24 protein-coding genes are annotated in these 24476 nt (G+C 61.5%); 16 read left to right on the top strand and 8 right to left on the bottom strand.

What is annotated here, in order from left to right:
* The gene (locus tag HX898_RS00375) at positions 1 to 1347 is read left to right on the top strand and encodes a sigma-54 dependent transcriptional regulator (RefSeq protein ID WP_180193696.1); all 1347 of its coding nucleotides are present in this window, start codon (positions 1 to 3) and stop codon (positions 1345 to 1347) included.
* A 31-nt stretch (positions 1348 to 1378) separates the two neighbouring features.
* Here HX898_RS00375 and HX898_RS00370 read toward each other — a convergent pair whose 3' ends face one another.
* Positions 1379 to 1846: an Lrp/AsnC family transcriptional regulator gene (locus HX898_RS00370; protein WP_003541645.1), complete on the bottom strand. Its 468-nt coding sequence runs from the start codon at positions 1844 to 1846 to the stop codon at positions 1379 to 1381.
* A 230-nt stretch (positions 1847 to 2076) separates the two neighbouring features.
* Between HX898_RS00370 and trxB the strand changes: the two genes are divergently transcribed.
* The 6 genes from trxB (at position 2077) to HX898_RS00340 (ending at position 8011) form a co-directional block, all read left to right on the top strand.
* Positions 2077 to 3051, top strand: a complete 975-nt coding sequence (trxB, locus tag HX898_RS00365; RefSeq protein ID WP_171598432.1) for a thioredoxin-disulfide reductase — start codon at positions 2077 to 2079, stop codon at positions 3049 to 3051.
* A 22-nt stretch (positions 3052 to 3073) separates the two neighbouring features.
* The gene (locus tag HX898_RS00360) at positions 3074 to 3970 is read left to right on the top strand and encodes a LysR family transcriptional regulator VtlR (RefSeq protein ID WP_018446649.1); all 897 of its coding nucleotides are present in this window, start codon (positions 3074 to 3076) and stop codon (positions 3968 to 3970) included.
* Between the two features lie 554 nt (positions 3971 to 4524).
* Positions 4525 to 4818, top strand: a complete 294-nt coding sequence (locus HX898_RS00355; RefSeq protein WP_138330423.1) for a metalloregulator ArsR/SmtB family transcription factor — start codon at positions 4525 to 4527, stop codon at positions 4816 to 4818.
* A gap of 1 nt (position 4819) precedes the next feature.
* Entirely contained in the window at positions 4820 to 5986 is a 1167-nt protein-coding gene (locus HX898_RS00350) for an MFS transporter (RefSeq protein WP_138386949.1), read from the top strand.
* A 25-nt stretch (positions 5987 to 6011) separates the two neighbouring features.
* Positions 6012 to 7136, top strand: a complete 1125-nt coding sequence (locus HX898_RS00345; protein WP_180193695.1) for an alkene reductase — start codon at positions 6012 to 6014, stop codon at positions 7134 to 7136.
* A 74-nt stretch (positions 7137 to 7210) separates the two neighbouring features.
* Positions 7211 to 8011 carry an aminoglycoside phosphotransferase family protein gene (locus HX898_RS00340; protein WP_180193694.1) on the top strand — a complete coding sequence of 267 codons (801 nt, stop codon included), beginning with the start codon at positions 7211 to 7213 and terminating at the stop codon, positions 8009 to 8011.
* Between the two features lie 350 nt (positions 8012 to 8361).
* Here the strand turns inward: HX898_RS00340 and HX898_RS00335 are convergent, their stop codons facing one another.
* Entirely contained in the window at positions 8362 to 9384 is a 1023-nt protein-coding gene (locus tag HX898_RS00335) for an NAD-dependent epimerase/dehydratase family protein (RefSeq protein ID WP_180193693.1), read from the bottom strand.
* Positions 9385 to 9478: 94 nt separating this feature from the next.
* Between HX898_RS00335 and HX898_RS00330 the strand changes: the two genes are divergently transcribed.
* The gene (locus HX898_RS00330) at positions 9479 to 10405 is read left to right on the top strand and encodes a LysR family transcriptional regulator (RefSeq protein ID WP_180193692.1); all 927 of its coding nucleotides are present in this window, start codon (positions 9479 to 9481) and stop codon (positions 10403 to 10405) included.
* A complete protein-coding gene (locus HX898_RS00325) occupies positions 10383 to 10898 on the top strand; it encodes a GrpB family protein (protein ID WP_180193691.1) in 516 nt (171 codons plus the stop codon). Before HX898_RS00330 ends, HX898_RS00325 begins: the two co-directional genes overlap by 23 nt.
* Here the strand turns inward: HX898_RS00325 and HX898_RS00320 are convergent.
* On the bottom strand, positions 10895 to 11182 hold the full coding sequence (locus HX898_RS00320) for a DUF2188 domain-containing protein (protein WP_012758413.1): 288 nt from the start codon (positions 11180 to 11182) through the stop codon (positions 10895 to 10897). The two genes, HX898_RS00325 and HX898_RS00320, sit on opposite strands and share 4 nt — an antisense overlap.
* Before the next feature lie 231 nt (positions 11183 to 11413).
* Here HX898_RS00320 and HX898_RS00315 point away from each other — a divergent pair, with 231 nt between their 5' ends.
* Positions 11414 to 12511 (top strand): calcium:proton antiporter, encoded by a 1098-nt coding sequence (locus tag HX898_RS00315; RefSeq protein WP_138330416.1) that lies wholly within the window; start codon positions 11414 to 11416, stop codon positions 12509 to 12511.
* A gap of 96 nt (positions 12512 to 12607) precedes the next feature.
* Here HX898_RS00315 and HX898_RS00310 read toward each other — a convergent pair whose 3' ends face one another.
* From HX898_RS00310 to HX898_RS00300, 3 genes are all read right to left on the bottom strand, one after another.
* A complete protein-coding gene (locus HX898_RS00310; RefSeq protein WP_138330415.1) occupies positions 12608 to 13477 on the bottom strand; it encodes a 3-deoxy-manno-octulosonate cytidylyltransferase in 870 nt (289 codons plus the stop codon).
* Positions 13478 to 13523: 46 nt separating this feature from the next.
* The gene (locus HX898_RS00305) at positions 13524 to 14510 is read right to left on the bottom strand and encodes a glycosyltransferase family 8 protein (RefSeq protein ID WP_138330414.1); all 987 of its coding nucleotides are present in this window, start codon (positions 14508 to 14510) and stop codon (positions 13524 to 13526) included.
* A gap of 187 nt (positions 14511 to 14697) precedes the next feature.
* On the bottom strand, positions 14698 to 15900 hold the full coding sequence (locus HX898_RS00300; RefSeq protein WP_180193690.1) for a pyridoxal phosphate-dependent aminotransferase: 1203 nt from the start codon (positions 15898 to 15900) through the stop codon (positions 14698 to 14700).
* A gap of 384 nt (positions 15901 to 16284) precedes the next feature.
* Here HX898_RS00300 and HX898_RS00295 point away from each other — a divergent pair, with 384 nt between their 5' ends.
* Genes HX898_RS00295 through HX898_RS00285 form a run of 3 tightly spaced genes read left to right on the top strand, consistent with a single transcriptional unit; the run spans position 16285 to position 20637 of the window.
* Positions 16285 to 18672 (top strand): marine proteobacterial sortase target protein, encoded by a 2388-nt coding sequence (locus HX898_RS00295; protein ID WP_180193689.1) that lies wholly within the window; start codon positions 16285 to 16287, stop codon positions 18670 to 18672.
* On the top strand, positions 18662 to 19435 hold the full coding sequence (locus HX898_RS00290) for a class GN sortase (protein WP_180193688.1): 774 nt from the start codon (positions 18662 to 18664) through the stop codon (positions 19433 to 19435). Before HX898_RS00295 ends, HX898_RS00290 begins: the two co-directional genes overlap by 11 nt.
* 59 nt (positions 19436 to 19494) lie before the next feature.
* On the top strand, positions 19495 to 20637 hold the full coding sequence (locus HX898_RS00285) for a PQQ-dependent sugar dehydrogenase (RefSeq protein ID WP_180193687.1): 1143 nt from the start codon (positions 19495 to 19497) through the stop codon (positions 20635 to 20637).
* Positions 20638 to 20641: 4 nt separating this feature from the next.
* Here the strand turns inward: HX898_RS00285 and HX898_RS00280 are convergent, their stop codons facing one another.
* Entirely contained in the window at positions 20642 to 21112 is a 471-nt protein-coding gene (locus HX898_RS00280) for a DUF3052 domain-containing protein (RefSeq protein WP_180193686.1), read from the bottom strand.
* Positions 21113 to 21211: 99 nt separating this feature from the next.
* Between HX898_RS00280 and HX898_RS00275 the strand changes: the two genes are divergently transcribed.
* From HX898_RS00275 to HX898_RS00265, 3 genes are all read left to right on the top strand, one after another.
* Positions 21212 to 22102 carry a DMT family transporter gene (locus tag HX898_RS00275; RefSeq protein ID WP_180193685.1) on the top strand — a complete coding sequence of 297 codons (891 nt, stop codon included), beginning with the start codon at positions 21212 to 21214 and terminating at the stop codon, positions 22100 to 22102.
* A gap of 486 nt (positions 22103 to 22588) precedes the next feature.
* Positions 22589 to 22804 carry a cold-shock protein gene (locus HX898_RS00270; protein ID WP_003561293.1) on the top strand — a complete coding sequence of 72 codons (216 nt, stop codon included), beginning with the start codon at positions 22589 to 22591 and terminating at the stop codon, positions 22802 to 22804.
* A gap of 141 nt (positions 22805 to 22945) precedes the next feature.
* Positions 22946 to 23401: a BA14K family protein gene (locus HX898_RS00265; protein ID WP_180193684.1), complete on the top strand. Its 456-nt coding sequence runs from the start codon at positions 22946 to 22948 to the stop codon at positions 23399 to 23401.
* A 147-nt stretch (positions 23402 to 23548) separates the two neighbouring features.
* Here HX898_RS00265 and HX898_RS00260 read toward each other — a convergent pair whose 3' ends face one another.
* Positions 23549 to 24442 carry an oxidoreductase gene (locus HX898_RS00260; RefSeq protein ID WP_180193683.1) on the bottom strand — a complete coding sequence of 298 codons (894 nt, stop codon included), beginning with the start codon at positions 24440 to 24442 and terminating at the stop codon, positions 23549 to 23551.
* Between the last annotated feature and the right edge of the window lie 34 nt (positions 24443 to 24476).

Below are 24476 nucleotides of genomic sequence, written 5' to 3'. Positions count from 1 at the left end.
ATGGACATACCGATGCCCGTTGCGCTGATCGATGACGACAAGGATCTGCGCCGCGCCACCACCCAGACGCTCGAACTCGCCGGATTTTCCGTTTCCGCCTATGACGGTGCAAAAGCCGCGCTGGCGGACCTGCCGGCGGACTTTGCCGGCCCCGTCGTCACCGATATCCGCATGCCGGAGATCGACGGACTGCAACTTTTCGCCACGCTGCAAGGCATGGATGCCGACCTCCCGGTGATATTGATGACCGGCCACGGCGATATCCCCATGGCCGTTCAGGCGATCCAGGATGGTGCCTATGATTTCATCGCCAAACCCTTCGCAGCCGATCGGCTCGTCCAGAGCGTGCGTCGCGCAAGCGAGAAGCGGCGGCTTGTTCTGGAAAACCGCATGCTGCGGAAGGCAGCCGAAGATGCGCAGGAGAATTTGCCGCTGATCGGCCAGACGCCTGTCATGGAAAACCTCAGAAACATTCTTCGCCATATTGCCGATACCGACGTGGACGTGCTCGTCGCCGGGGAAACGGGCAGCGGCAAGGAAGTGGTTGCCCAGCTCCTGCATCAATGGAGCCACCGCCGGAAGGGCAATTTCGTGGCGTTGAACTGTGGCGCGCTGCCCGAAACCGTCATCGAAAGCGAACTGTTCGGCCACGAGGCCGGCGCCTTTACCGGCGCCCAGAAGCGCCGCACGGGCCGCATCGAACATGCAAGCGGCGGCACGCTTTTCCTCGACGAAATCGAAAGCATGCCGGCCGCCACGCAGGTCAAGATGCTGAGGGTGCTGGAGATGCGCGAGATCACGCCGCTCGGCACCAACGAGGTGCGTCCGGTCGATCTTCGCGTCGTCGCGGCGGCCAAGATCGACCTCGGGGATCCCTCGGTGCGCGGCGATTTTCGCGAGGATCTCTATTACAGGCTGAATGTCGTGACGATCTCCATTCCGCCGCTGAGAGAACGCCGCGACGATATTCCGCTGCTGTTTTCGCACTTCGCCGCGCGCGCCGCCGAGCGCTTCCGTCGCGATGTCCCACCGCTTTCACCTGATGTGCGGCGGCATCTCGCCTCGCACACATGGCCGGGCAATGTCCGCGAGCTCTCGCATTATGCCGAACGCGTGGTGCTTGGCGTGGAAGGCGGTGGAGCGGCAGCGGTCCCTCCGCAGCCGACGGATGCGACGCTTCCCGAACGGCTGGAACGCTACGAGGCGGAGATCATTCGCGACGCGCTGTCGGCCAATGACGGCGACGTCCGCCGCACCCTCGAGGCGCTCGGCATTCCGAGAAAGACGTTTTATGACAAACTTCAGCGCCACGGCATCAACCGGGGCGGCTATATCTCGCGCAAGTAGTTGGCGATGACGGTCTATCTGCCGAGTGGCTTTAGACTTCCACTAGGCCCAGCTTCTTCACCTGCCGGATCGTCAGCATGGTGCGCACGGTATCGACATGTTCGTTCGCCGTCAGCACCTCGATAACGAAATCCTGGAAGCGGGTGAGATTCTCCGCCACGCAATGCAGCAGGAAATCGCTGTCGCCGGAAACCATCCAGGCCTGGCGCACCAGCGGCCATTCGGCGGTGGCAGCGGCGAAGGCTTTGAGATTGCCTTCCGACTGGTGCTTGAGGCCGACCATGCAGAAAGCGACGAGGTCGAAGCCGAGCTTCGGGCTATTCAGCATCGCGTGGTAGCCCTCGATGATGCCGGCTTCCTCGAGCTTGCGCACCCGGCGCAGGCAAGGCGGCGCCGAGATGCCGACGCGATCGGCGAGCTCCACATTGGTCATGCGGCCATCGGCCTGCAGTTCCCGGAGGATCTTTATATCGATGACGTCGAGTTCTGCACGACCCACATCATTGCCTTTCTTTAATTCTCCGCGGGGAGCTTCTATATAAAGCCGCGGAATACGCAAGAAAGTTTCACGCCGCTGACGGATTCTTGCACATCCGGGTGATTTGCCTTGTTGGTAACGCAAGGCTGCCCTTGAATAAAAGCATTGGACGTTCATAAATGGCGCAGGGACGCGAAGCGGCCGCAATTGCTATCTAGCTGCCGCCCTCCTGCCAGTCGAAAGGAAATGACATGCCCGCCCGCCATACGAAGGTGCTCATCATCGGTTCCGGACCTGCAGGCTATACCGCCGCGGTCTATGCCGCGCGCGCCATGCTGAAACCGGTTTTGATCGCCGGTCTCGAACAGGGCGGCCAGCTGATGATCACCACCGATGTCGAGAACTATCCGGGCTTTGCCGATCCGATCCAGGGTCCCTGGTTGATGGAACAGATGCTGCAGCAGGCAAAACATGTCGGCGCCGAGATCGTCAACGACTTGGTGACCGAAGTCGACATGAACCAGCGCCCCTTCGTCGCCCGCACCGACAGCGGCCAGGTCTGGACCGCCGATACGCTGATCATCGCCACCGGCGCCAAGGCCAAGTGGCTCGGCATCGAGAGCGAGCAGCATTTCCAGGGCTTCGGCGTTTCGGCTTGCGCCACTTGCGACGGTTTCTTCTATCGCAACAAGGATGTGATCGTGGTTGGCGGCGGCAACAGCGCCGTCGAAGAGGCGCTCTATCTCTCCAACATCGCCAAGTCGGTGACAGTAGTGCACCGCCGCGACTTCTTCCGCGCCGAAAAGATCCTGCAGGAACGCCTTTTCTCCAAGGAGAATATCAAGGTGCTGTGGAACACCGAAGTGGCTGAAATCACCGGCACGCCGGCCAAGCCGCCGATGCCGCAATCCGTAACCGGCGCGCGCCTGCGCGACGTCAGAACCGGCGCGATCACCGACATGGTGATCGATGGCGTCTTCGTCGCCATCGGCCATGCGCCGGCAACCGAGCTCTTCAAGGACAAGCTGAAGCTGAAGGACAATGGTTATCTCTGGACCGCGCCGGATTCGACTGCGACCAGCCTGGACGGCGTCTATGCCGCGGGCGACGTAACGGACGATACGTTCCGCCAGGCAATCACTGCTGCCGGCCTGGGGTGCATGGCAGCGCTTGAAGCCGAGCGATATCTGACGGGCCACATGCCCGTCGCCGTGGCCGCGGAGTAAGATCGGCATGAGGGGTGGGGGAATGCCATTGGATTGGGACAAGCTGCGTATTTTTCACGCAGCTGCCGAGGCGGGTTCGTTCACGCATGCGGCAGATAAACTGCATCTGTCCCAATCCGCCATCAGCCGCCAGGTCAGCGCGCTGGAGCAGGATGTCGGCACCAAGCTGTTTCATCGCCATGCGCGTGGCCTGATTCTGACCGAACAGGGCGAGCTGCTTTATCGCACCGCCCATGACGTGCTGCTGAAGCTCGAAACGGTGAAGATGCAACTCACCGAGACGACCGAGACGCCATCCGGCAAGCTGCGCGTCACAACGACGGTCGGCCTCGGCCAGGGCTGGCTGACCGACAAGATCCAGGAATTCCTGCAGCTTTATCCCGATGTGCAGATCCAGCTGATCCTCGACAATGAGGAAGTGGATGTGAACATGCGTCATGCCGACTGCGCAATCCGCCTGCGCCAGCCGCAGCAATCCGACCTCATCCAGCGCAAGCTCTTCACCGTGCACATGCACGTGTATGCGGCCCCGTCCTACATCAACCGCCACGGCGAGCCGCAGAAGGTCGAGGATCTCGACAATCACCGCATCATCACCTTCGGTGAGCCGGCCCCGAGTTACCTGCTCGATGTCAACTGGCTGGAGGTCGCCGGCCGCTCGTCCGATAACAAGCGCATCCCGCATCTGCAGATCAACAGCCAGACCTCGATCAAGCGCGCCGCCCTGCTCGGCATCGGCGTCGCCTGCCTGCCGGATTACATCGTCGGCCGCGACCCCGGCCTGATCCAGCTGGCGATCAATGCCGACGTACCCTCCTTCGACACCTATTTCTGCTATCCCGACGAGATTAAGAACGCCGCCAAGCTAAAAGCCTTCCGCGATTTCATCGTCAGCAAGGCCAGAAACTGGAACTTTTGAGCCTGGTTTTATTGATGAATTGCCGACTATGCAGAACACGCATGACTGGCATGCACAAATGAGGGTTGCCGTTTGCCCATTAAACCACCATATCGCACATAGCTGATGCACATGGTGGCTTTTCCTCCCAGTTCCACCGCATTAGCTGTTCCCCTCTGGAGGTTTTTGACCTTCACACTTATAAGGGCCCTGGTTTTCCAGTGGCCCTTTTTTTTTGCCTTTTTTCCTCAGCGAAATGCCGCACCGCAAAAAATTTGTGCGGCGCATAGCAGACATGCACAAAAAAGCATTGAAACCTGCTCAAGGAAGCACCATATCCCTCTCAGCTGATGCATCTTGTGGTTTCTCTCCCAGTACCACCGCATTAGCTGTTCCCCTCTGGAGGTTTTTTGACCTTCACAATTATAAGGGCCCTGGTTTTCCGGTGGCCCTCTTTTTTTGCCTAAAATTTGCTCATTCCACAAAACTTGCCGCCTCACGCCTCCGTGATTTGCATATCGAAGCCTGACGATCGATATATCGGCCAGACACGATTTATAGTTCGGCGAACCACGATGGACAAAGACGAAATTATCAAGGCGCTCGCCCATCCCACCCGGATGGACATTCTGAACTGGCTGAAAAATCCCGAGGCGCATTTCCCCTCGCAGGAGCATCCTTTCGAAATGGGCGTCTGCGCCAGCCAGTTCGAGCGCTGCGGCCTGTCACAGTCGACGGTCTCGGCTCATCTCGGCACGCTGCATCGCGCCGGCCTCGTCACTACCAAACGCGTCGGCCAGTGGATCTTTTACAAGCGCAACGAAGAAACCATCGCCGCTTTCCTCAAGCAACTGACGCAGGACCTTTAGAATGCCCCTCGCCCTCCTCGTTCTTGCCTTGAGCTCGTTTGCGATAGGCACCACCGAATTCGTCATCATGGGTCTGTTGCCGGAGGTCGCCGCCGATCTCTCGGTCAGCATCCCGCAGGCCGGGTGGCTGGTGACCGGTTATGCCCTGGCGGTCGCGATCGGCGCACCTGTAATGGCGATTTCGACTGCGAAGCTGAAGCGCCGCACCGCCCTGATTGCGCTGATGGCCTTCTTCATCGCCGGCAACCTGCTGTGCGCTCTGGCGAGTGACTACTGGGTGCTGATGATCGCCCGTGTCGTGACAGCACTCTGCCACGGCGCCTTCTTCGGCATCGGCTCGGTGGTCGCCGCCGGCCTCGTTGCCGAAGACCGCAAGGCCCGCGCCATCGCGCTGATGTTTACCGGCCTGACACTTGCCAATGTTCTCGGCGTGCCGCTCGGCACTGCGATCGGCCAGGCTTATGGCTGGCGCGCCACCTTCGGCGTCGTCACCGTCATCGGTATCGTCACCATTCTCGGCCTGATCGCCATCCTGCCCAGGGACAAGCAGCAAGAAAACGGCAGCATCCTGCGCGAGATCGCAGCACTCAGGAATGGCGGCCTGTGGCTGGCACTTTCCACCACCGTCTTCTTCGCCGCCTCGATGTTTACCCTCTTCACCTATATCGCGCCGCTACTGCGCGACGTCACCGGCGTTTCGCCGGAAGGCGTCACCTGGACGCTGTTCCTGATCGGCCTCGGGCTGACCATCGGCAACCTCGTCGGCGGCAAGCTTGCCGATTGGCGGCTCGGCGCGACGCTTGCCGGCGTCTTCGCCGCGATCGCCATCACTTCGATCGCCTTCAGCTATACGAGCCGCTTCTTCATCCCGGCTGAAATCACCCTCTTCCTCTGGGCGATGGCAAGCTTTGCTGCCGTACCGGCGCTGCAAGTCGGCGTCGTCGGCTTCGGCAAGGGCGCCCCGAACCTCGTCTCGACGATCAATATCGGCGCCTTCAACACCGGCAATGCGCTCGGCGCCTGGGTGGGTGGCCTGGTCATCGACGCCGGCTTCGATCTCACCCGCGTTCCGCTCGCCGCAGCCTTGATGGCCCTGATCGGCCTTGGCGCGACAGCGCTCACCTATCTCTCCGCCAGGGGCCGGGCCGCCCTTGCCCCTGCCGAGTGATCCTCCCGCAAAAGAAAGGACCATCATGGCCAAGCTTTTCGAACCCACGAAAGTCGGCGACATATCCGTCAAGAACCGCATCGTCATGGCGCCGCTCACCCGCAACCGCTCGCCGGGCGCAATCCCCAACGACCTCAACGTCGAATATTACCGTCAGCGCGCTACCGCTGGCCTGATCATCACCGAAGCAACCGCGATCACCCATCAGGGCCAGGGTTATGCCAACGTGCCTGGTCTCTACAGCAAAGAGGCTCTCGACGGCTGGAAGCGCGTGACCGACGCCGTTCACGCAGCCGGCGGCAAGATCGTCGTCCAGATGTGGCATGTCGGCCGCATCTCGCACACGACGCTGCAGCCGAATGACGGCAAGCCGGTTTCTTCGACCAACCGCGTCGCCAAGGCCAAGACCTATCTGGTCAATGCCGACGGCACGGGCAGCTTTGCCGACACCTCCGAGCCGCGCGCGCTCGAAACGGCCGAAATCCCCGGCATCATCGAGGATTACCGCAAGGCTGCCCGGGCGGCGATCGACGCCGGCTTCGACGGTGTCGAGATTCACGGCGCCAACGGTTACCTGCTCGACCAGTTCATCCGCGACGGCGTCAATGACCGTACTGATGCATATGGCGGTTCGATCGAAAATCGCACCCGTCTGACCTTCGAAGTCGTCGATGCCGTGGTGAAGGAAATTGGCGCCGGTCGCACGGCGATCCGCATCTCGCCGGTGACGCCATCAGGCGAAAGCTACGATTCCAATCCGCAGGCGACCTTCGCAAATGTCGTCGAAGGACTGGCCAAATACGACCTCGCCTATATCCATATCGTCGAAGGCCAGACCGGCGGCGACCGCGACTACAAGCAGGGCGACAATCCCGCCTTCGATTACAAGGCACTTCGCCAGACTTATGAAAAGGCCGGCGGCAAAGCCGACTGGATGGTCAACAATGGCTACGATCGCGATCTGGCGATTGAAGCCGTCGAGGGCGGCCGCGCCGATCTCGTCGCCTTCGGCAAGCCTTTCATCGCCAATCCCGATCTCGTCGAGCGCCTGGTACACAATCTGCCGCTCAACACGCCCGAACAGTCGACCTTCTATGGCGGCACCGGCAAGGGCTATATCGACTATCCCATTCTCGAAAAGGTCGCCTGACCTTTCACACGCCAACGCGAATCCCGCCGAAAGGCGGGATTTCCATCTTCGACGCGTTTTTGTAGGGTGCCGCCATGTTTGCTCCCTATCTTGATCGCTGGTCGCTGATATCAGACGGCGACCCCATCATCACCCACTCCAGCCGCCTCCTGCCGGTCCTCTGGCAGGACAGGCCTGCCATGCTGAAAGTGGCGGCCGATATCGACGAACGATACGGCGCGCTTCTGATGCAGTGGTGGGACGGTGACGGCGCAGCCTATGTCTACGCCCGTGAGGACGACGCCGTGCTGTTGGAAAGGGCGATGGGGAAACGCTCGCTGCTTGCCATGGCGATGGACGGCGAGGATGACGAAGCGAGCCGCATCCTGTGCCGCACCGCCGCGCGGCTGCATGCGCAGCGTGAAAAACCGCTTCCCGATCCCGTGCCCCTCAGCCGCTGGTTCCGTGATCTCGAACCGGCCGCCGACAAACATGGCGGTGCGCTTGCCGATTGCTCGGCGATCGCCAACATCCTCCTTGCCGATCAGCGTGATGTGACCATCCTCCACGGCGACATCCACCACGACAATATCCTCGATTTCGAGGCACGCGGCTGGCTGGCGATCGATCCGAAGCGGCTGTACGGCGAGCGCGGCTTCGATTTCGCCAACATCTTCGCCAACGAGGAGCTGCCTGTCATCACCGATCCCGCCCGTTTCCGCCGCCAGCTCGCCATCGTCTCAGCGGAGGCGAAGCTGGAGCCGAAGCGGCTGCTGCAATGGATCGCCGCCTATTCCGGTCTTTCCGCCGCCTGGTTCCTCGGCGATCCGAATATTCAGCAGGCAGAAACGGCCTTGACGGTCGCCCGGATCGCGCTGGCCGAACTCGAGAACTAGAGCCTTTCCGGGTTAGATTGAAGCATTCTGCCGGAGCAGGTTTTCGTCAGGGCAGAGGCGATTGGCGAAGGGCATACCCCTTGGTACGTCCGAGCCGATCGCCTCTGATCCTGGCGGAAAGATGCCCGGCCCACCGGCCGCACTGCTTCGCCATGCGAAGCAATAGGTGCGTCCGGCGATTCTTAAGTCTTGCAGATTTGCCCCGCAAATCTGCGGGAGGGTTGGCTGAAACGGGCCGGCTGATCGACCGGCCGGCTTGGCCGTAGAGCGGGGCTACGACGCGCGCCGGCCGGTCGACCATCCGACTCCGTTTGAGCCAACAGAATGCTGCAATCTAACCCGGAAAGGCTCTAACCCGCGTTCTGCGACGGGTGCCCGATAAAGGCAACTGCCGTGTCACGATGCGGTTCGGGCAGGCAGCCGAGCGCCACGAGCGAAGCCCTGACCGCCTCGTCGATCGGTGTCTGCGGTTCGCTGGCGAGTTCCGCCGTAAGCCTGGTATTCCGCATCCGCACCGGCACCTTCCAGAGATAGCGCATCTCCTTGATCTCCCGCATCACAGGAATAAAGGGCGCCGCCAGCGGCACGATCCACCAGGGAAAGCCACCGATCTTCGCCTTGCCGCCGGCGACGCGCTTGATTGCTTCGGCCATCTGCATACCGTCCGCATCCCAGAAGCCCTCCATGTGATAGACGGCGAAGGCCGGCAGCCGATCGGCCCGCTCGACGAGCTGGGCGATGGTTTCCGCCATGTCGGGCAGGTAGACCCATTGATGACCGATGCCGCGCTGACCCGGGTTCCTGATCGTGCCGACCGGCTTGCCTGGGGTCACGAGACCGGACGAAAACCAGCTATTGGCCGTCGTGCCTGGGCCGAAGAAATCCCCCGCCCTGACAATGATGACGCAGGCGCCGGACTGTGATGCCGCCTTCAGCCGCTTCTCCATTTCGACCCGGATCGCCCCCTTCTTCGTCACCGGATGCTGCGGGCTTTCTTCCGTCGGCGCCGGCAGAGCATCGGGCCCAAAATTATAGACGTTGCCCGGCAGCACGATGCGCACGCCGACAGCGCGAGCAGCGGCGATGGCATTGTCGAGCATCGGCAGCACCAGCGTTTCCCAGTCGCGGTAGCCGGGCGGATTGACGGCATGGACGATCAGGCCGACGCCTTCAGCCGCCCTCAGGACGTCACCGGCATTCATCGCATCGCCCTGCACCCATTCGAAAGCCGACTCGCTCCTCGACGCCTTGGCAGCATCACGGTTAAGCGCCCGAATTCGCCAGCCGCGCGCAAGCAGCTTGCGGGCAACCGCGCTGCCGATACCGCCGGTTGCGCCGAGAACCAGGGCCGTCGTCTTCATTTCACTGCTCATGACAATCATCTCCTTCGATCGGATGAGAGGATCATGCCATCAGAGCGGCATAAACGAAATTGACGAAAGAAATACCTCTGATATACAAAAATATATGAGCGAGGAACCGAGCTGGGATTTCTACCGCAGTTTTCTGACTGTGCTTCAGCAGGGGTCGCTTTCGGCCGCCGCCCGCGAACTGGGGCTGACCCAGCCGACCATAGGCCGCCATGTCGATGCACTGGAACTGGCGATCGGCGCCGAACTCTTCACCCGCTCACCGAATGGCCTGCTGCCGACCGACGCCGCACTGGCGCTGAAGCCCTATGCCGAAACGCTGGCGGCAACCACCGCCGCCCTTTTGCGCACCGCATCCGGCCAGCGCGAGCGCGTGGCGGGAACGGTCAGGGTCAGCGCCAGCGAAGTCATCGCCGTCGAAGTGCTGCCGGCGATTCTCGGACCGCTGCAGGAGACCAATCCCGAACTGCAGATCGAACTCTCGGCATCCGATATGATCGAGGATCTGGTGAACCGCGAGGCCGATATTGCCGTGCGCATGGCCGAGCCGCAGCAGGCTGCACTCGTCGTGCGCCGCATCGGCGATATCCCCCTCGGCTTTCATGCCCATCGCCGCTATCTCGAACGACACGGCATTCCGCAAACCCTGGCCGACCTCGCAAACCACCGGCTCATCGGCTTCGACCGGCAGACGGCCTATGTCCGCATGGCGATGAAACGCTATGCGGTGCCCGGCATCAATTTCTCCTACAGAACCGACAGCAATCTTGCCCAGCTTTCGGCGATCCGCGCCGGCGTCGGCATCGGTCTCTGCCAGATCGGACTTGCCCGAGGGAACCCTGACCTTGTCCACGTCCTGCCCGATGCCTTCGCCATTCCGCTCGGCACGTGGGTGGCGATGCATGAGAGCCTGAAGACTTCGCCGCGCTGCCGTGCCACCTTCGACGCGTTGGTCAAGGGCCTGCAGGACTATCATCGATATTCGACCTGGCGGGAACGAGATGGCAACGCACAATCCGGTTGAACTCGCGCCCTATGATCCGCAATGGCTGCAAGCCTTCCAGCGCATCCGCGGCAGGCTTCTGGCTTTGCTGCCGCAGGCGCTCGCCATCGATCACATCGGCAGCACGTCCATACCGGGCATGATGGCCAAGCCGCTTATCGATATCGACATCGTTCTTCCTGGCCTGGGGCATATCGAGGACGCCACACGCGTGCTTCTGGCCGAAGGCTACGAGCCGCGCGGCAATCGCTATGACGACGATGTCTGGGCTTTTCTATCGAAAGGTTCGGTGCCGGCAGAACGGGTCTACCTTTGCCCTTCCGGCAACGGCACGCATCGAAACAGGCTGGCTTTCCGGGATTATCTCATCGCGCATCCGCAGGCGGCGGCCGATTATGCCGTACTCAAACGCAGACTGGCAGCCGAATTCCGGATGGACGGCGACCGCTATACTGCGCGTAAGCGCGAATTCGTCGATGCGATCGTCGCGCGGGCACTGGCGGGAGATAGTTAGCTGCCGATGCCTTGCGAGGCCTCGGCCGGGCGATCCTTCCACTGGCCGTCCACCACCTCGGTTTCCGGCCGGTCGCCGCCTTCGGCATATTCTTCATGCCACTTGCCGTTCTCGTCCTGCCAACTGATCTCGGCGGAATCGCCGCCGACCTGCTGTTCGGCCGCGACGATGCGCGCAGCTTCGAGCGCATCGGCATGGGTCGGGAATGCCTCTGAATAGACACCTCCCAGCCTGTAGGCCCAGCCGCCGTCATGCGGCACGACTTCGTAGACCACCTTGATCATGCATCCGTCTCCTCATCTTCTTGTTGCGCATTCGCACGCTTCCGGAAAAGATCCGGATCATCGCGGCCGCTTGACGAGAATTCGAGGACGCCGCGATCTGCTTTCCGGCCCCGATGACGTTCAGTATTCCATTAAACGCCGAAGACTGCAAATGGCACTCGACCGGAGCTTTCTTGATATGCGAAATCAGTGACTTAGATAGAACGCATGAATCGGGACAGGAGCTAAGGCTTGGGGATCGCGTCACGCTTTAAAGAGGAAAAGTTTTTGGTCGCCGCACTTGTCGTTGCAGCGATCGCCTATTTCTTGGAACACGCGGTGATCGAGATGGGGCGCGGCGTCGCACTGATTGCCGCCGCTGGCCTGGTCGGCACCATCGTACTCGCCTCGATCCGCGTGGCCCATCATGCCGAGCTGCTCGCCGTCAAGGTCGGCGATCCCTATGGCACGATGATCCTGACGCTCTCAGCCGTCGCCGTCGAAGTCATCATCCTCGCCATCATGATGGGCAGCGAGAGCTCGCCGACGCTGGTGCGCGACACTATCTATTCGGCCTTGATGCTCGATATCAACGGCATTCTCGGCCTGGCCGCTCTGCTCGGCGGCCTCAAGCACGGCGAACAGCCCTACAACGACAATTCCGGCAAGACCTACGGCGTGATGATCCTCACCGCCATGGGCATTTCGATGATCGTGCCGGAATTCGTGCCCAGCGACAAATGGCACTATTATTCCGCCTTCACCATCGTCGCAATGATCGCGCTCTACGGCCTCTTCCTGCGCATGCAGGTTGGCCAGCACAGCTATTTCTTCAGCTACAGCTATCCGCGCTCCGAACGGAAGAAAGAAAGCCCGGATGCGCATGGCCCCGACGGGTCGGCCGCGATCTCGATCGCCACCATTCTCGCCGGCGTCGTCATCATCGGCCTGCTCGCGGAGTTCATGGCGGCCTTCATGACCGAAGGCCTGCGCGACAGCGGCGCGCCGATCGCCGTGACCGCCGTCGTCGTCGCAGCGATTTCGGCCGCCCCCGAGATCCTGACCGCGTTGAGGGCAGCACTCAGGAACCGCATGCAGGCGACGGTCAACATCGCCATGGGCGCCTCGCTGTCGACGGTCATTCTGACGGTGCCCGTCATGGAGGCGATCGCGCTCTATACCGGCCAGCCCTTCATCATGGCGATGACCCCGGTACAGACGGTGATGGTGGCGATCACGCTGATTGCCGCCGCGATCAACCTCAACGACGGCGAGACCAACGCCATCGAGGGCATGACGCATTTCATCCTCTTCGCCACCTTCGTCATGCTGACGGCGCTGGGGCTTTGAAGGCTGCGCCTCCCCGACAAGAGCAGCTATCCGTGCACGTAGCGTCAACTCACAGAGCGGCCTGCCAGCCCCACCTTTTGAGGAGAGCTTCGACAGTCATTCCTTCGACTTTTCGAGGAAACGCTGCTTGCGGGTTTTCGGCTTGAAGCGCCGGAAGAAACCCTCGATGGCGCGGATGGATTTGGTGACGGACATGAGCCTGTCGATCTGGCTATTTGCGTTGTGGAGCCGTTCCGACAGGACTTCGGCCGCCGTCATCGCGATCTCGATCGGCGGCACCTGTGGAAACCGTCTGGCAATTGCCGCATAGGGGCTAGCGTCCACGCCGCCCATCATCGAGATCGTGCCCATCCGTGCAAAGAGACGCAGGAAGATCTGCTCGAACGTCCAGTCGTGCACGTCGAAGACCTTCCACTTCTCGCTCCTCTTCGCCGAAAAGCCGGCAAGCAGGATCTTGCCCGGCAGTTGCAGCTCGGCGAGCCACAGCGCCACCGCAAAACCACTCGTCGCGATCTTGCCCACCGGGTAGAGATCGACGAGCATTTTCGTCAGATCAAGGTGACGGGTTTCAGCGCCTTCGAAGCGGCCCTCTTCGCTGAAGTTTTCCTCAGGGGAAACGCGAATGTTGACGACGCCCAAAAAATCGTCGCCGGCAAAGAAGCGCAGGACATCCGCCGCCTCGCGCCTGTGGACGATATTGGCGCCCATCACGCCGCTGCGGGCAAACAGCACCGCATGGCCGGCGAAGGGTTCGTCGAGCACCTTATAGACATTGTTGAAGAAGACGTAGAGCGCCGTCTCCGGCAATTCGCTTCGCAGCCGTTTGAAGTCGACGGCTTCGCTGTTTGCCACCAGCACGACGTGGGAATAATGCGACAACAGCGCCTTCCACGCCTCCGGCGTCAGAAAATTGAAGCCGCTATCCGGGGCGGCCATTGTCTGCGTGTCGCTGGGGATTGCTTCCATATCGGCTCACATGCACTTTCCAAGGACGATGCGCTTTGCCGCCCCACTAGCTGTTGCTGAAATAAGCGCGTGTCCGTGCCAGCCGCGCCAGCCCGCCGATCCGCTTTCCCAAATGCGAAAGGAACCCCGCGATCCGGCCCGTCATCGACGGCTGCCTGCAGAAGGAAGCCCATGGCGTATTGGCGAGATCCTCGGCATAACGCTTGGCCATCCGGCGATGCACCCACGGCACAGTCGCCTGCCACGGCTTTTTCCGGCCGGTGAAATGGATGATCGCCGGCTGGCCGACGAAAGGCAGGAGGCCGGTCTGCGTGTTCCAGCGCGGATCGAGCACCAGCCAGTCGCCATCGAAAGTGACGTTCAGCGCATCCTGGTCGTTATTCTCGAAAAGATGCGACCGCTCCTCGAAAATCTCCCGTGTCCTGGCAAAAAGCCCCCTCGACCGACAGGCCGACCAGTCGAACAGCAGCACGCCCGCATTGAAATAGCGGCCGCCCTCGCCCATGCCGATCTTCCGCTGCCGTGCGCCGGCCTTCTCGGGAAAGGCCATGACATAATCGTCTATGGCGGCAAGCGCCTTGCCCTGCAAATCCATGGCGAAGATGTCGTCGACCGGCGCAACCGCAAGCACATCGGCATCGAGATAAAGCAGCCGCTCGACATGATCGGGAATGTGCAGATCCATGTAGAGCCGCGCGAGCGTCGCGCCCGACCAGCGACCCCGCGCCTGCAGCGCCGTATCCGGCGTATTGTAGGGCAGCACCTTGATAGCCATGCCGTGCAGCCGAGCGAAATTTCCGACCTCGGCGATCTCGTTCGGCTTGAGGTCGATGCCGAGAAGCAGAAACTCAACAGTGGAACCTGAGAGATTGCGCTTGACGGAAAGCAGGGTGCAGCAGGCGGCCGGCAGCATGTTGACATCCGAACAGACGATCACGGCACTCTGCTGCAAAATCCCGGCCTCCCGAAGCGGCGACTTAAACTGATGCCGGATATCTAGTTGGTTTGATGCCAACCCGCAACCGCAGATCACCCGCCAAAACGTCCCTCTGCGTCACGTTTTGAATCGGATTTCAACGACTTGAGAGGCAAAGCGGAATCAACTCCGCAGCATGTTGAATCGGGATGTGAGCTACTATCGCAGCGCCAGCCCAACGTCGCCGCAAACAAAAAGGCCCGCCGTCTCCGGCAGGCCTTCTATCGGTGTTTTGAAAACCCGCTTACTTGCAGGCGCCGCAGAAGCGCTGGATGCGCCGGCAGGCTTCCTCGAGCTGCTCCTCCGAAGTCGCGTAGGAGATGCGGAAGTTCGGGCCGAGGCCGAAGGCCGAACCATGAACGACGGCAACGCCTTCCGTTTCCAACAGTTCGGAAACGAAATCCTCGTCCGTCGCGATGACCTTGCCGGAGGGCGCGGTCTTGCCAATCAGACCCTTGCACGAGGGATAGACATAGAAGGCGCCTTCCGGCACCGGGCAGACGATCCCCTTGGCCTGATTCAGCATCGAAACGACGAGATCGCGACGGCCTTCGAAGATCTTCTTGTTCTCAGGGATGAAGTCCTGTGTGCCGTTCAGCGCTTCGACAGCCGCCCACTGGGCGATCGACGTCGCACCCGAGGTCTGCTGACCCTGGATCATGTCCATGGCCTTGATGAGCTGGATCGGGCCGGCCGCATAGCCGATACGCCAGCCGGTCATCGCATAGGCCTTGGAGACACCGTTCATCGTCAGCGTACGGTCGTAGAGCTTAGGCTCGACTTCCACAGGCGTGACGAACTTGAAGTCGCCATAGGTCAGGTGCTCGTACATGTCGTCGGTCAGCACCCAGACCTGCGGATTCTTCATCAGCACATCCGTCAGCGCCTTCAGCTCGTCATGCGTATAGGCCGCCCCCGTCGGATTGGACGGCGAGTTGAAGATGAACCACTTGGTCTTCGGCGTGATCGCCTTTTCGAGATCGGCCGCCTGAAGCTTGAAGTTATGCTCCTGGGTGGCCGAAACGAAAACCGGCGTGCCGCCGCACAGCGCCACCATCTCAGGATAGGAAACCCAGTAAGGCGCCGGGATGACGACTTCGTCGCCGGGGTTCAGCGTTGCCATGAAGGCGTTGAAAAGGATCTGCTTGCCACCGGTGCCGACGATCGTCTGCTCCCAGGAATAGTCGAGGCCGTTCTCGCGCTTGAACTTGGCGGCGATCGCCTTGCGCAATTCCGGGATACCGGAAACCGGCGTGTACTTCGTTTCGCCGCGGTTGATCGCGTCGATGGCCGCCGTCTTGATATTATCGGGCGTATCGAAATCCGGCTCACCTGCGCCGAGCCCAATGACGTCACGTCCTTTTGCTTTCAGCTCGCGCGCTTTCTGGGAGACGGCGATGGTGGCTGAAGGCTTCACACGGGAAAGAGCATCGGCAAGGAAAGCCATGATAACGGTCCTAATGGTTGAAACGGGCAGAAAGCCGGGACCGGAGTTCTGCGGTTAGCTCTATGTCCAATGTATGACGGCATTTCAAGCGGAAAGGCGTCATGGTGGCATGATTCTTATTGATCGGTTCGCCGCGTCGCCCGCCCGGCATGCCGCGCCCTTGGGAGAGGCTTGCGTCACCTGGTCGAAACGCTAGGCGCAGACCTTGAATCAATCTCTGAAGTCACACGGATTTATCCCCTGAAATCAGAGGCATCGTCGAATTCGGCCATCGCCATGAATAAGCCGCAACAAATGCCGCGCCACGCCGCAATTCGGTCGCGAGCGCGCCGAGATCGAAGCCGCATCATCCGGCATCCGAAATTGGTTATTGAGGGTATGCCAATGTTTCTGGAAGATGAGTTTGCCATACGGCGCATTCGCGCGCGCCGAATTTCCGTTTCAGTCCTTGTTGCCGTCACCGCTTTTGCCGCCTGCATCGCCGCGATGCTAGGGCTTGCCTCCGCCGCCCGCGCCGCCGAGACGCAGCAGGCATCGGCCCAGCTCGCAGCACTTGTCCGGCCGAACGATGTCCGCAGCGGCTCGCTGCTCTTTCCGTCGAAGGAGCCGGGCTTCTATGTCGAAGCGCCGCGGCTGAAGAGTGATGTCGCCATCGATGTCTCCGGCCCGATCGCCAGGGTAAAGGTGACGCAACGCTTCCAGAATCCGAGCCAGGGTTGGGTCGAGGGCACCTACGTCTTTCCGCTGCCGGAGAATTCCGCCGTCGACGCGCTGAAAATGCAGATCGGCGAACGCTTCATCGAAGGCCAGATCAAACCGCGCCAGGAAGCCCGCGAGATCTACGAACAGGCCAAGGCCGAGGGCAAGAAGACGGCGTTGCTCGAGCAGCAGCGGCCGAACATCTTCACCAACCAGGTCGCCAATATCGGTCCCGGCGAAACCATCGTCGTCCAGATCGAATACCAGCAGACCATCCACCAGTCGGGCGACGAGTTCTCGCTGCGCTTCCCGATGGTCGTCGCTCCGCGCTACAATCCGGCGCCGATCGTCCAGACTGTCGAGTTCAACAATGGCGCCGGTTTCGCCACGCCGCGCGACCCGGTGGAAAACCGCGACAAGATCCAAGCCCCCGTGCTCGATCCGCGTGAGAACGCCAGGATCAATCCGGTTTCGCTGACCGTCGACCTCCGGGCCGGTTTCCCGCTCGGCGATGTCAAATCGTCCTTCCACGCGGTCGATATCAGCCAGGACGGCGACCAGGCGAGGACGATCAGCCTGAAGGCGGACACCGTTCCCGCCGATAAGGATTTCGAACTCACCTGGAAGGCCGCTCCCGGAAAGATGCCGAGCGCCGGCCTCTTCCGCGAAGTGATTGATGGTAAGACCTATCTGCTCGCCTTCGTCACCCCGCCCACGGCCCCGGATACGGCAGCGCCGCCGGCAAAACGCGAAGTGGTCTTCGTCATCGACAATTCCGGCTCCATGTCCGGCCCGTCGATCGAGCAGGCGAGGCAGAGCCTGGCGCTTGCCATCTCCAAGCTGAACCCCGACGACCGCTTCAACGTCATCCGTTTCGACGATACGATGACGGATTATTTCAAGGGTCTCGTTGCTGCGACGCCTGACAATCGCGAAAAGGCGATCGCCTATGTCAGGGGCCTCACCGCTGACGGCGGCACGGAAATGCTGCCTGCTCTTGAGGATGCGTTGCGAAACCAGGGACCGGTTGTAAGCGGCGCGCTGCGTCAGGTCGTGTTCCTGACGGATGGCGCGATCGGCAACGAACGGCAGCTCTTCCAGGAAATCACCGCAAACCGCGGCGATGCCCGTGTCTTCACCGTCGGCATCGGCTCGGCGCCGAACAACTATTTCATGACCAAGGCTGCCGAGATCGGCCGCGGCACATTCACGGCGATCGGCTCGACCGACCAGGTGGCAAGCCGCATGGGCGAGCTTTTCGCCAAGCTGCAGAACCCAGCCATGACCGATATCGCCGCGACCTTCCAAGGCATAAAAGTCGAGGATATCACCCCGAACCCGATGCCGGACCTCTACAGCGGCGAACCCGTCGTGCTGACCGCGCAGCTGCCTGACGATAAGCCCGCCGGCAAGCTGCAGATCATCGGCAAGACAGGCGATCAGCCCTGGCGCGTCGAGATGGATATCGCCAATGCCGCCGACGGCAACGGTATTTCCAAGCTCTGGGCACGGCGCAAGATCGACGATTTCGAGGCCCGTGCCTATGAACGGCAGGATCCGGCCGCGCTCGACAAAGATATCGAGACCGTGGCGCTCGTCCACCATCTCGTCTCCCGCGTCACCAGCTTGGTCGCCGTGGATGTCACCCCGTCGCGCCCGGCCGATCAGCCGCTCGGCTCGGCCAAGCTGCCGCTCAACCTGCCGGATGGCTGGGATTTCGATAAAGTCTCCGGCGAAAACGCTGCTCCTCTTGGCGGCGTAGAACGTCGTGGCTCGGCTACGCCGGCAGGAAACGCCGGACCGGAGCAGGCTGCAGCCGAAACACAGGCACTTGTCGCATCGCCTGAGATCGCAAACATGATGGCCGCAGCCCCGACCGCCAAGGCAGCCACCATAATCGCGCAAAAAAGCACGACCGTGAACCTGCCGCAGACGGCGACGCGCGCCGACGAGCAGATCATCCGCGGGCTGACCATGCTGCTCCTGGCGCTGACGGCGGCAAGCGGACTGGCCGTCTGGCGCCGCCGCCTCAAGCGCATGATCGCGGTCGGAGCCAAGCGCAATGGTCTCTAGGCTCTCCGCAAGCCAGAACGAGGAAGCGGCCGAATTCGAGCCGCTTCCGACCTATCTGGAACTCGCCATGGCCGCCGCCACGGCCCACGACATGCCAAAGCCTCGCCAGCGGAAGGGTTTCTTCCTCTGGCGTCTTTCCTCGATCGAAAAGGCGATCGCCTTTGCCATCGCCGGCCTTGCCTTCTATGGCTTGGCGCTGATCGGCGACGGTTTCCTGCTAAAGGCGAAAGCGGAACTCTCCCAGATCCTGCTGAAACGCGCCTTCGCCGCGGAGCTTCAGGGGAAAGAGACAAAACCCTGGCCCTGGGCGGATTTCACCACGGAGGCCAAGGTGCGCGCCCCGCGCCTCGGCAAGGAGGCGATCGTGCTCTCCGGCGCCTCCGGCGAGGCTCTGGCCTTCGGTCCGGCCTGGCTCGCCAACACGCCGCAGCCCGGCGAGGAAGGCACCTCCGTCATCGCCGCCCATCGCGACACGCATTTCCGCTGGCTGCAATATATAAGGCCGGGCGATACGATCGAGGTCACTCGCCGCGACGGCAAACTATTGACCTTCAAGGCCGGCGAGGGCCGCATCGCCCCGTGGGATGCCAACGGCATCGATCCCTCCTCCGATGGCCACCGCCTGGTGCTGACCACCTGCTGGCCCTTCAATGCCACCGAACGCGGGCCGCTGCGCTACATCCTTGAGTCAGAATTGGTAGACGACCAGGCGACGGGCTCGGTTCAGCCGCCGAACACAAAGCCGTTATTGCAGACCGAATGAGGTTGAAGCTCTCCCCTGCCCGCTCCACGTTCAGCCTGAAGAGACGACGGGGAAGCAAGATGAAGAGAATGCCCGCCTTCCATTTCGCCGCAGCGCTGGTCCTGTTCGGCGCCGTGTCCGCGGATGCAGCCGATACCATCAACACTCAGGAACTCGCCGTCCGTGTCGACAAGCTCGCCGACGGCCTCGAACATCCCTGGGCAGTCGAGGTGTTGCCCGATGGCGCCTATCTCGTCACCGAGCGGCCGGGCCGCATGCGCATCGTCCGCGCCGGCAAAGTCTCCGACCCGATTGGGGGCGTGCCCAAGGTCAGTGCCCGTGGCCAGGGCGGCCTGATGGACGTGGCGCTCGCGCCTGACTTTGCCACATCTCGCAAACTCTATTTCACCGCCGCCATCGCCAACAGCCAGGGCTCCGGCACCGAAGCCTTCAGCGCCAAGCTTTCCACTGACGAAAAAGCACTCGATGCCGTGACGCCTATCTTCACCATGCGGCGCTTCACGTCAGGCAATATCCAGTACGGCTCGCGTATCGCGATATCAGGTGACGGCTCGCTGTTCATCAGCGTCGGCGATCGCGGCAATCGCGACCGTTCGCAGAACTGGCAGGACGATGCCGGCTCGATCATCCACATCAATCCCGATGGCAGCATTCCTGCCGACAATCCGTTCAAGGACGGCGGCAAGGCGTTGCCGGAAATCTGGTCGAAAGGCCACCGCAACCCGCAGGGCATCACCTTCGACGCCAAGGATGGCAAGCTCTATACCGTCGAACACGGCGCGCGCGGCGGCGACGAGATCAATCAGCCCGAGGCCGGCAAGAATTACGGCTGGCCGATCATCACCTATGGCCGCGACTATTCAGGCGCCGAGATCGGCCAAGGCACCGCCAAGGAGGGGCTGGAACAGCCGCTGCATCATTGGGATCCTTCGATCGCGCCGGGCGCGCTCGTCGTCTATCGCGGCGCCATGTTCCCGGAATGGGACGGCAATTTCCTCGTCGCGGCGCTGAAGTTCCAGCTGCTCTCGCGCATGCAGCGTGACGACGGCGGCGCCTTCGTTACCGAAGAGCGCCTGTTCAAGGGCGAATACGGCCGCGTCCGCGACGTCGTCGTTGCACCCGACGGAGCGCTGCTGATGGTGACGGACGAGGATAACGGCGTGCTGCTCAGGATCTCGAGGGCCCAAGCCCGTAACGGCTGAGACGTCACAACGCGCCGCGCAGCTCCTTGCGGATGACGAACTTCAGCCCGGACCAGATCTCGTCGACGGCGCAGACTTTGACGTCGACCAGACCGATTGGGAGCAGAACCTCCCGCAGCACGTCCTCGGTGATGTCGGTCGGCACGCGGGAACTCTTCTTCGGCCAGGAAATCCAGACCATCCCATCCCGCCTCAGGGCGCGGAAAAGCGCAAACGCGGCCGCCTCCAGCGCCGCCCGTTCTGTCGCAAACAAATGCACATAGTCGAACATACGCTGAGGCGTCTCTGGAAGCGCGCGGGCGACAGACGCAAAACCGTCAAAACCATTGATGGCGACGATCGTTTCAGGAATGCCGAGAAGAGCAGCCGCCTGCCCGTGTGCAAGGCCGAGTTTCCTGACGAGCGGCGTGCCGGAATAGCCTGCTGTCCCCGCTATCGCCGCACCGCCGGCCGGCTTCCGTTCTTCGCCTCGCATGTCTTCACCTCCGTCGTCAGGCACGAAGTCTTCACCCTTGCCGAAAGCAAACGCAACTGCTAACCGCTCGGGCACATCTCCCTTCCCATCGAGGACGACATGAAGCGCGTTCAGGCGAACCTCCTCCTATTGCTTGCAGCCGCTATCTGGGGCGGCGGCTTCGTCGCGCAGTCGACGGCGATGAAGGCGATCGGTCCCTTCTGGTTCATTGGCCTGCGCTTTGCCGTCGCCACGCTGGCCGTGCTGCCCTTCGTCCTTTTTGAAGCGCGCAAGGCAAAGGAGAAGACCCGCGCACGCCATGCGAAGCTCTATATCCTGATCGGCCTTGCCCTTTTCGGCGGCGCAGCCACGCAACAGGTCGGCCTGCAGACGACGACGGTGACGAATTCCAGCTTCATCACCGGCCTCTATGTCGTCTTCGTACCGCTGATCGCCGTGTTCTTTCTGCGCCGTGCCCCGCATTGGATCATCTGGCCAGGCGCGCTGATGGCGGTCACCGGCATCTATCTCCTGTCCGGCGGCCACCTCTCGGCGCTGACACCTGGCGATCTGCTGACCGTCGTCTGTGCCGTCTTCTGGGCGATCCAGATCACCCTTGCCGGCACGACCGTTTCCGAGACCGGAAGGCCGCTCGCGCTCTCCGCCACGCAATTTGCCGTCACCGCAGTCTGTGCGCTGGCCGTTGCCGCAGCCATCGAACCTGTCAGCCTTTCGGCAATACAGGCCGCGGCGCCGGAGATCCTTTATGTCGGCATCTTTTCCTCGGGCGTGGCTTTCGTGCTGCAGGTGATCGCCCAGCGCTACACGACGCCCTCGCAGGCCGCGATCTTTCTTTCTTCCGAAGCGCTCTTCGGTGCCTCGCTTGCAGCCCTGCTGCTCGGCGAGACGATGCCGGTAACAGGTTATGCAGGTTGCGCGCTCATGTTTATCGCTATGCTTGTGGTCGAACTCGTGCCGGGATTGACCCGCCGACGCCTGCCAGCCACGTGAACACGCGTCCAAATATGGGTGGGTCACCCATCGGGAAAAAAATTTATCGAATGCGGGAGACGCGTTCACGTTGCATTTTTGGGAAATTCTGCTCGGAACTTATATTGCCGACGATATAAAACGTTAATCATTCCCTATCGGCGAAGGAAATTTTGCGTTTTTGCGCAAATTGGATATCGGCGGGGGTGTGCCCGCAACGACACGTTAAAAAACTTTTGCTTGCCAAAATCCTTTAAACGCAGCACTCTCAGCGCGTTCGGGCATTTTGCGAGCATGGGAAGTCCTTAAGTATTTGCGCGCCGGGAACGCTAATATCCCGGTCAGCCGGTTCCGAAAATGGCGGGCGAAAGTCCTGCCTGGAACAGGCCGAGGTAGAGGGGACCTTTTTCTCAAATTTCAAGAATTGCCTGCCAACACCTCCCGCAAGGAGGCAATGCTATGATGCTGCCCGTGTGGATGGCGGGCAGAGAGAAAAGGACCTGAGGCATGGCAGAGACTGGCACTGTAAAATTCTTCAATACCGACAAAGGCTTCGGCTTCATCAAGCCGGACCGGGGCGGCGCCGATATCTTCGTTCACATTTCTGCCGTTCAGGCTTCCGGCCTGGCCGGTCTGACGGAAAACCAGAAGGTAAGCTTCGACACGGAGCCGGATCGCCGCGGCAAGGGCCCGAAGGCCGTCAATCTGCAGATTGCGGGCTGAACCCTTAACAAGGCTGGCGAATTCGAGTTGAAGCCCGGCAGCAATGCCGGGTTTTGTTGTTCAGCCTTCGTTCAGCTACAAATCTGTACGACTGCGACCATCGAGAAAGGGACCGGCGTTCGGTTCCCGGGATTAGGATTTATGCTTATGAACAGGCTCGCCAAGACCCTTCTGCTGACGGCAACCGCTGCCGCACTCACGCTTTCCGCCATCGGTGAAGCGTCGGCCCGCGACCGCCACTGGCGCCATGGCAATCACGGCAACAACGATGCGTGGGTCGGCGGCGCCGTCGGCCTTGCCACCGGGCTGATCGTCGGTTCGGCCATCGCCAATGCCAATAACGGGCCGGTTTACGAAGAGCGCCGCTACATCGACCCAGCCTACGAGCCGGATTACTACGAGCCCGCTCCGGTCTATCGCGCCCCGCGCCGCGTCTATGTCGATCAGCCGGAATATTACGCGCCGGTCCGCACAGCGGTAGAGCCCTGGTCGCCGCAATGGCAGCGTTACTGCTCCTACCGCTACCGCTCGTTCGATCCACGCAGCGGCACCTATATCGGCAATGACGGCCGCAGCCACTTCTGCACTGCCGGCTGATTTCGCCATCATCCCTGATGCCAAGCGCCGCTTTTCAGCGGCGCTTTAGTTTTGCCTGGGTCAACCGGCCTTCTTGTTCCTAGAGCATGATGCCGAAAAGTGTGCGCGGTTTTCGGACGACATCCTGCTCTATTTCTTTGATTTAGATCAGGCTTCAGATTTTAGGCCGATCGGGCCTAAAATCATCCTGATCTGAGGCATGGACTCCCCCTCGGCATCAAAATCGGTCGAGACGCTCACGGTGCGCCACATCCGATCGGCTTCGATACGCGCCGCATCCGCCTTTTCGACATTGTGGACCGCATCGCTGCCGAGCAGCAGCCGGAACGGCGGCTCGTCGAGACCGGCGATGTGGATGACGACCGCAGCCGCTTTGGCAGGATCACCGGGCTGGCGACCATCGTACTCGCGCTGGAAGCGCACCGTGGCGCCGACCGTCTCCGCATAGTCCTGCCGCCCTTCGGCAAGCACCGTCGAGGAGCCGGCAAAATCGGTCCTGAAGCCGCCGGGCTCGATCACCGTCACCCTGATGCCGAACGGCGCAACCTCTTTCGACAGCACCTCGGAAAAGCCCTCGACACCGAATTTCGCCGCCGAATAGGCGCCGCGCCCGGCAGGTCCGATCCGGCCGCCGACGGATGAGAACTGGATGATGTGCCCCGCCCCCTGCCCGCGCATCAGGGCGATGACCGCCTTCGTCATGATTATCGTGCCGAAGAGGTTGGTCTCGATCTGGGTGCGGAAATCGGCAAGACTGGTATCCTCGATCGAGCCAACATTGCCGTAGCCGGCATTGTTGACAAGCACGTCGATGCGCCCGAACCTCTTCACACCAGCTTCGACTGCTGCCGCTGCCGCCACCTCGTCGGTCACGTCAAGCGCCAGCGTCAGGACCTGATCGCCATACCGCTCGGAAAGATCGGCAAGCTGGCCGGGATCGCGCGCAGTCGCCACCAGATTGTCGCCGGCAGCCAATACCGCCTCCGCCAGCGCCCGGCCGAGACCGCGCGAACTCCCTGTTATCAACCAGACTCTGAACATCGGAAACCCTCCTTGTTTGGTTCCCGGTTCATGT

The organism is Rhizobium sp. WYCCWR 11128 (assembly GCF_013416305.1).
Taxonomy (GTDB): Bacteria; Pseudomonadota; Alphaproteobacteria; order Rhizobiales; family Rhizobiaceae; genus Rhizobium; species Rhizobium indicum.
The sequence above is the reverse complement of the archived record's forward strand: the minus strand, read 5'-3'. Positions and strand labels throughout refer to the sequence as shown.

Excerpts from the sequence above, each read along its gene's own strand:
- HX898_RS00375 (WP_180193696.1), top strand. The coding sequence starts at position 1 with ATGGACATACCGATGCCCGTTGCGCTGATCGATGACGACAAGGATCTG.
- trxB (WP_171598432.1), top strand. The coding sequence starts at position 2,077 with ATGCCCGCCCGCCATACGAAGGTGCTCATCATCGGTTCCGGACCTGCA.
- HX898_RS00360 (WP_018446649.1), top strand. The coding sequence starts at position 3,074 with ATGCCATTGGATTGGGACAAGCTGCGTATTTTTCACGCAGCTGCCGAG.
- HX898_RS00355 (WP_138330423.1), top strand. The coding sequence starts at position 4,525 with ATGGACAAAGACGAAATTATCAAGGCGCTCGCCCATCCCACCCGGATG.
- HX898_RS00350 (WP_138386949.1), top strand. The coding sequence starts at position 4,820 with ATGCCCCTCGCCCTCCTCGTTCTTGCCTTGAGCTCGTTTGCGATAGGC.
- HX898_RS00345 (WP_180193695.1), top strand. The coding sequence starts at position 6,012 with ATGGCCAAGCTTTTCGAACCCACGAAAGTCGGCGACATATCCGTCAAG.
- HX898_RS00340 (WP_180193694.1), top strand. The coding sequence starts at position 7,211 with ATGTTTGCTCCCTATCTTGATCGCTGGTCGCTGATATCAGACGGCGAC.
- HX898_RS00335 (WP_180193693.1), bottom strand. The coding sequence starts at position 9,384 with ATGAGCAGTGAAATGAAGACGACGGCCCTGGTTCTCGGCGCAACCGGC.
- HX898_RS00330 (WP_180193692.1), top strand. The coding sequence starts at position 9,479 with ATGAGCGAGGAACCGAGCTGGGATTTCTACCGCAGTTTTCTGACTGTG.
- HX898_RS00325 (WP_180193691.1), top strand. The coding sequence starts at position 10,383 with ATGGCAACGCACAATCCGGTTGAACTCGCGCCCTATGATCCGCAATGG.
- HX898_RS00320 (WP_012758413.1), bottom strand. The coding sequence starts at position 11,182 with ATGATCAAGGTGGTCTACGAAGTCGTGCCGCATGACGGCGGCTGGGCC.
- HX898_RS00310 (WP_138330415.1), bottom strand. The coding sequence starts at position 13,477 with ATGGAAGCAATCCCCAGCGACACGCAGACAATGGCCGCCCCGGATAGC.
- HX898_RS00300 (WP_180193690.1), bottom strand. The coding sequence starts at position 15,900 with ATGGCTTTCCTTGCCGATGCTCTTTCCCGTGTGAAGCCTTCAGCCACC.
- HX898_RS00295 (WP_180193689.1), top strand. The coding sequence starts at position 16,285 with ATGTTTCTGGAAGATGAGTTTGCCATACGGCGCATTCGCGCGCGCCGA.
- HX898_RS00290 (WP_180193688.1), top strand. The coding sequence starts at position 18,662 with ATGGTCTCTAGGCTCTCCGCAAGCCAGAACGAGGAAGCGGCCGAATTC.
- HX898_RS00285 (WP_180193687.1), top strand. The coding sequence starts at position 19,495 with ATGAAGAGAATGCCCGCCTTCCATTTCGCCGCAGCGCTGGTCCTGTTC.
- HX898_RS00280 (WP_180193686.1), bottom strand. The coding sequence starts at position 21,112 with ATGCGAGGCGAAGAACGGAAGCCGGCCGGCGGTGCGGCGATAGCGGGG.
- HX898_RS00275 (WP_180193685.1), top strand. The coding sequence starts at position 21,212 with ATGAAGCGCGTTCAGGCGAACCTCCTCCTATTGCTTGCAGCCGCTATC.
- HX898_RS00270 (WP_003561293.1), top strand. The coding sequence starts at position 22,589 with ATGGCAGAGACTGGCACTGTAAAATTCTTCAATACCGACAAAGGCTTC.
- HX898_RS00265 (WP_180193684.1), top strand. The coding sequence starts at position 22,946 with ATGCTTATGAACAGGCTCGCCAAGACCCTTCTGCTGACGGCAACCGCT.
- HX898_RS00260 (WP_180193683.1), bottom strand. The coding sequence starts at position 24,442 with ATGTTCAGAGTCTGGTTGATAACAGGGAGTTCGCGCGGTCTCGGCCGG.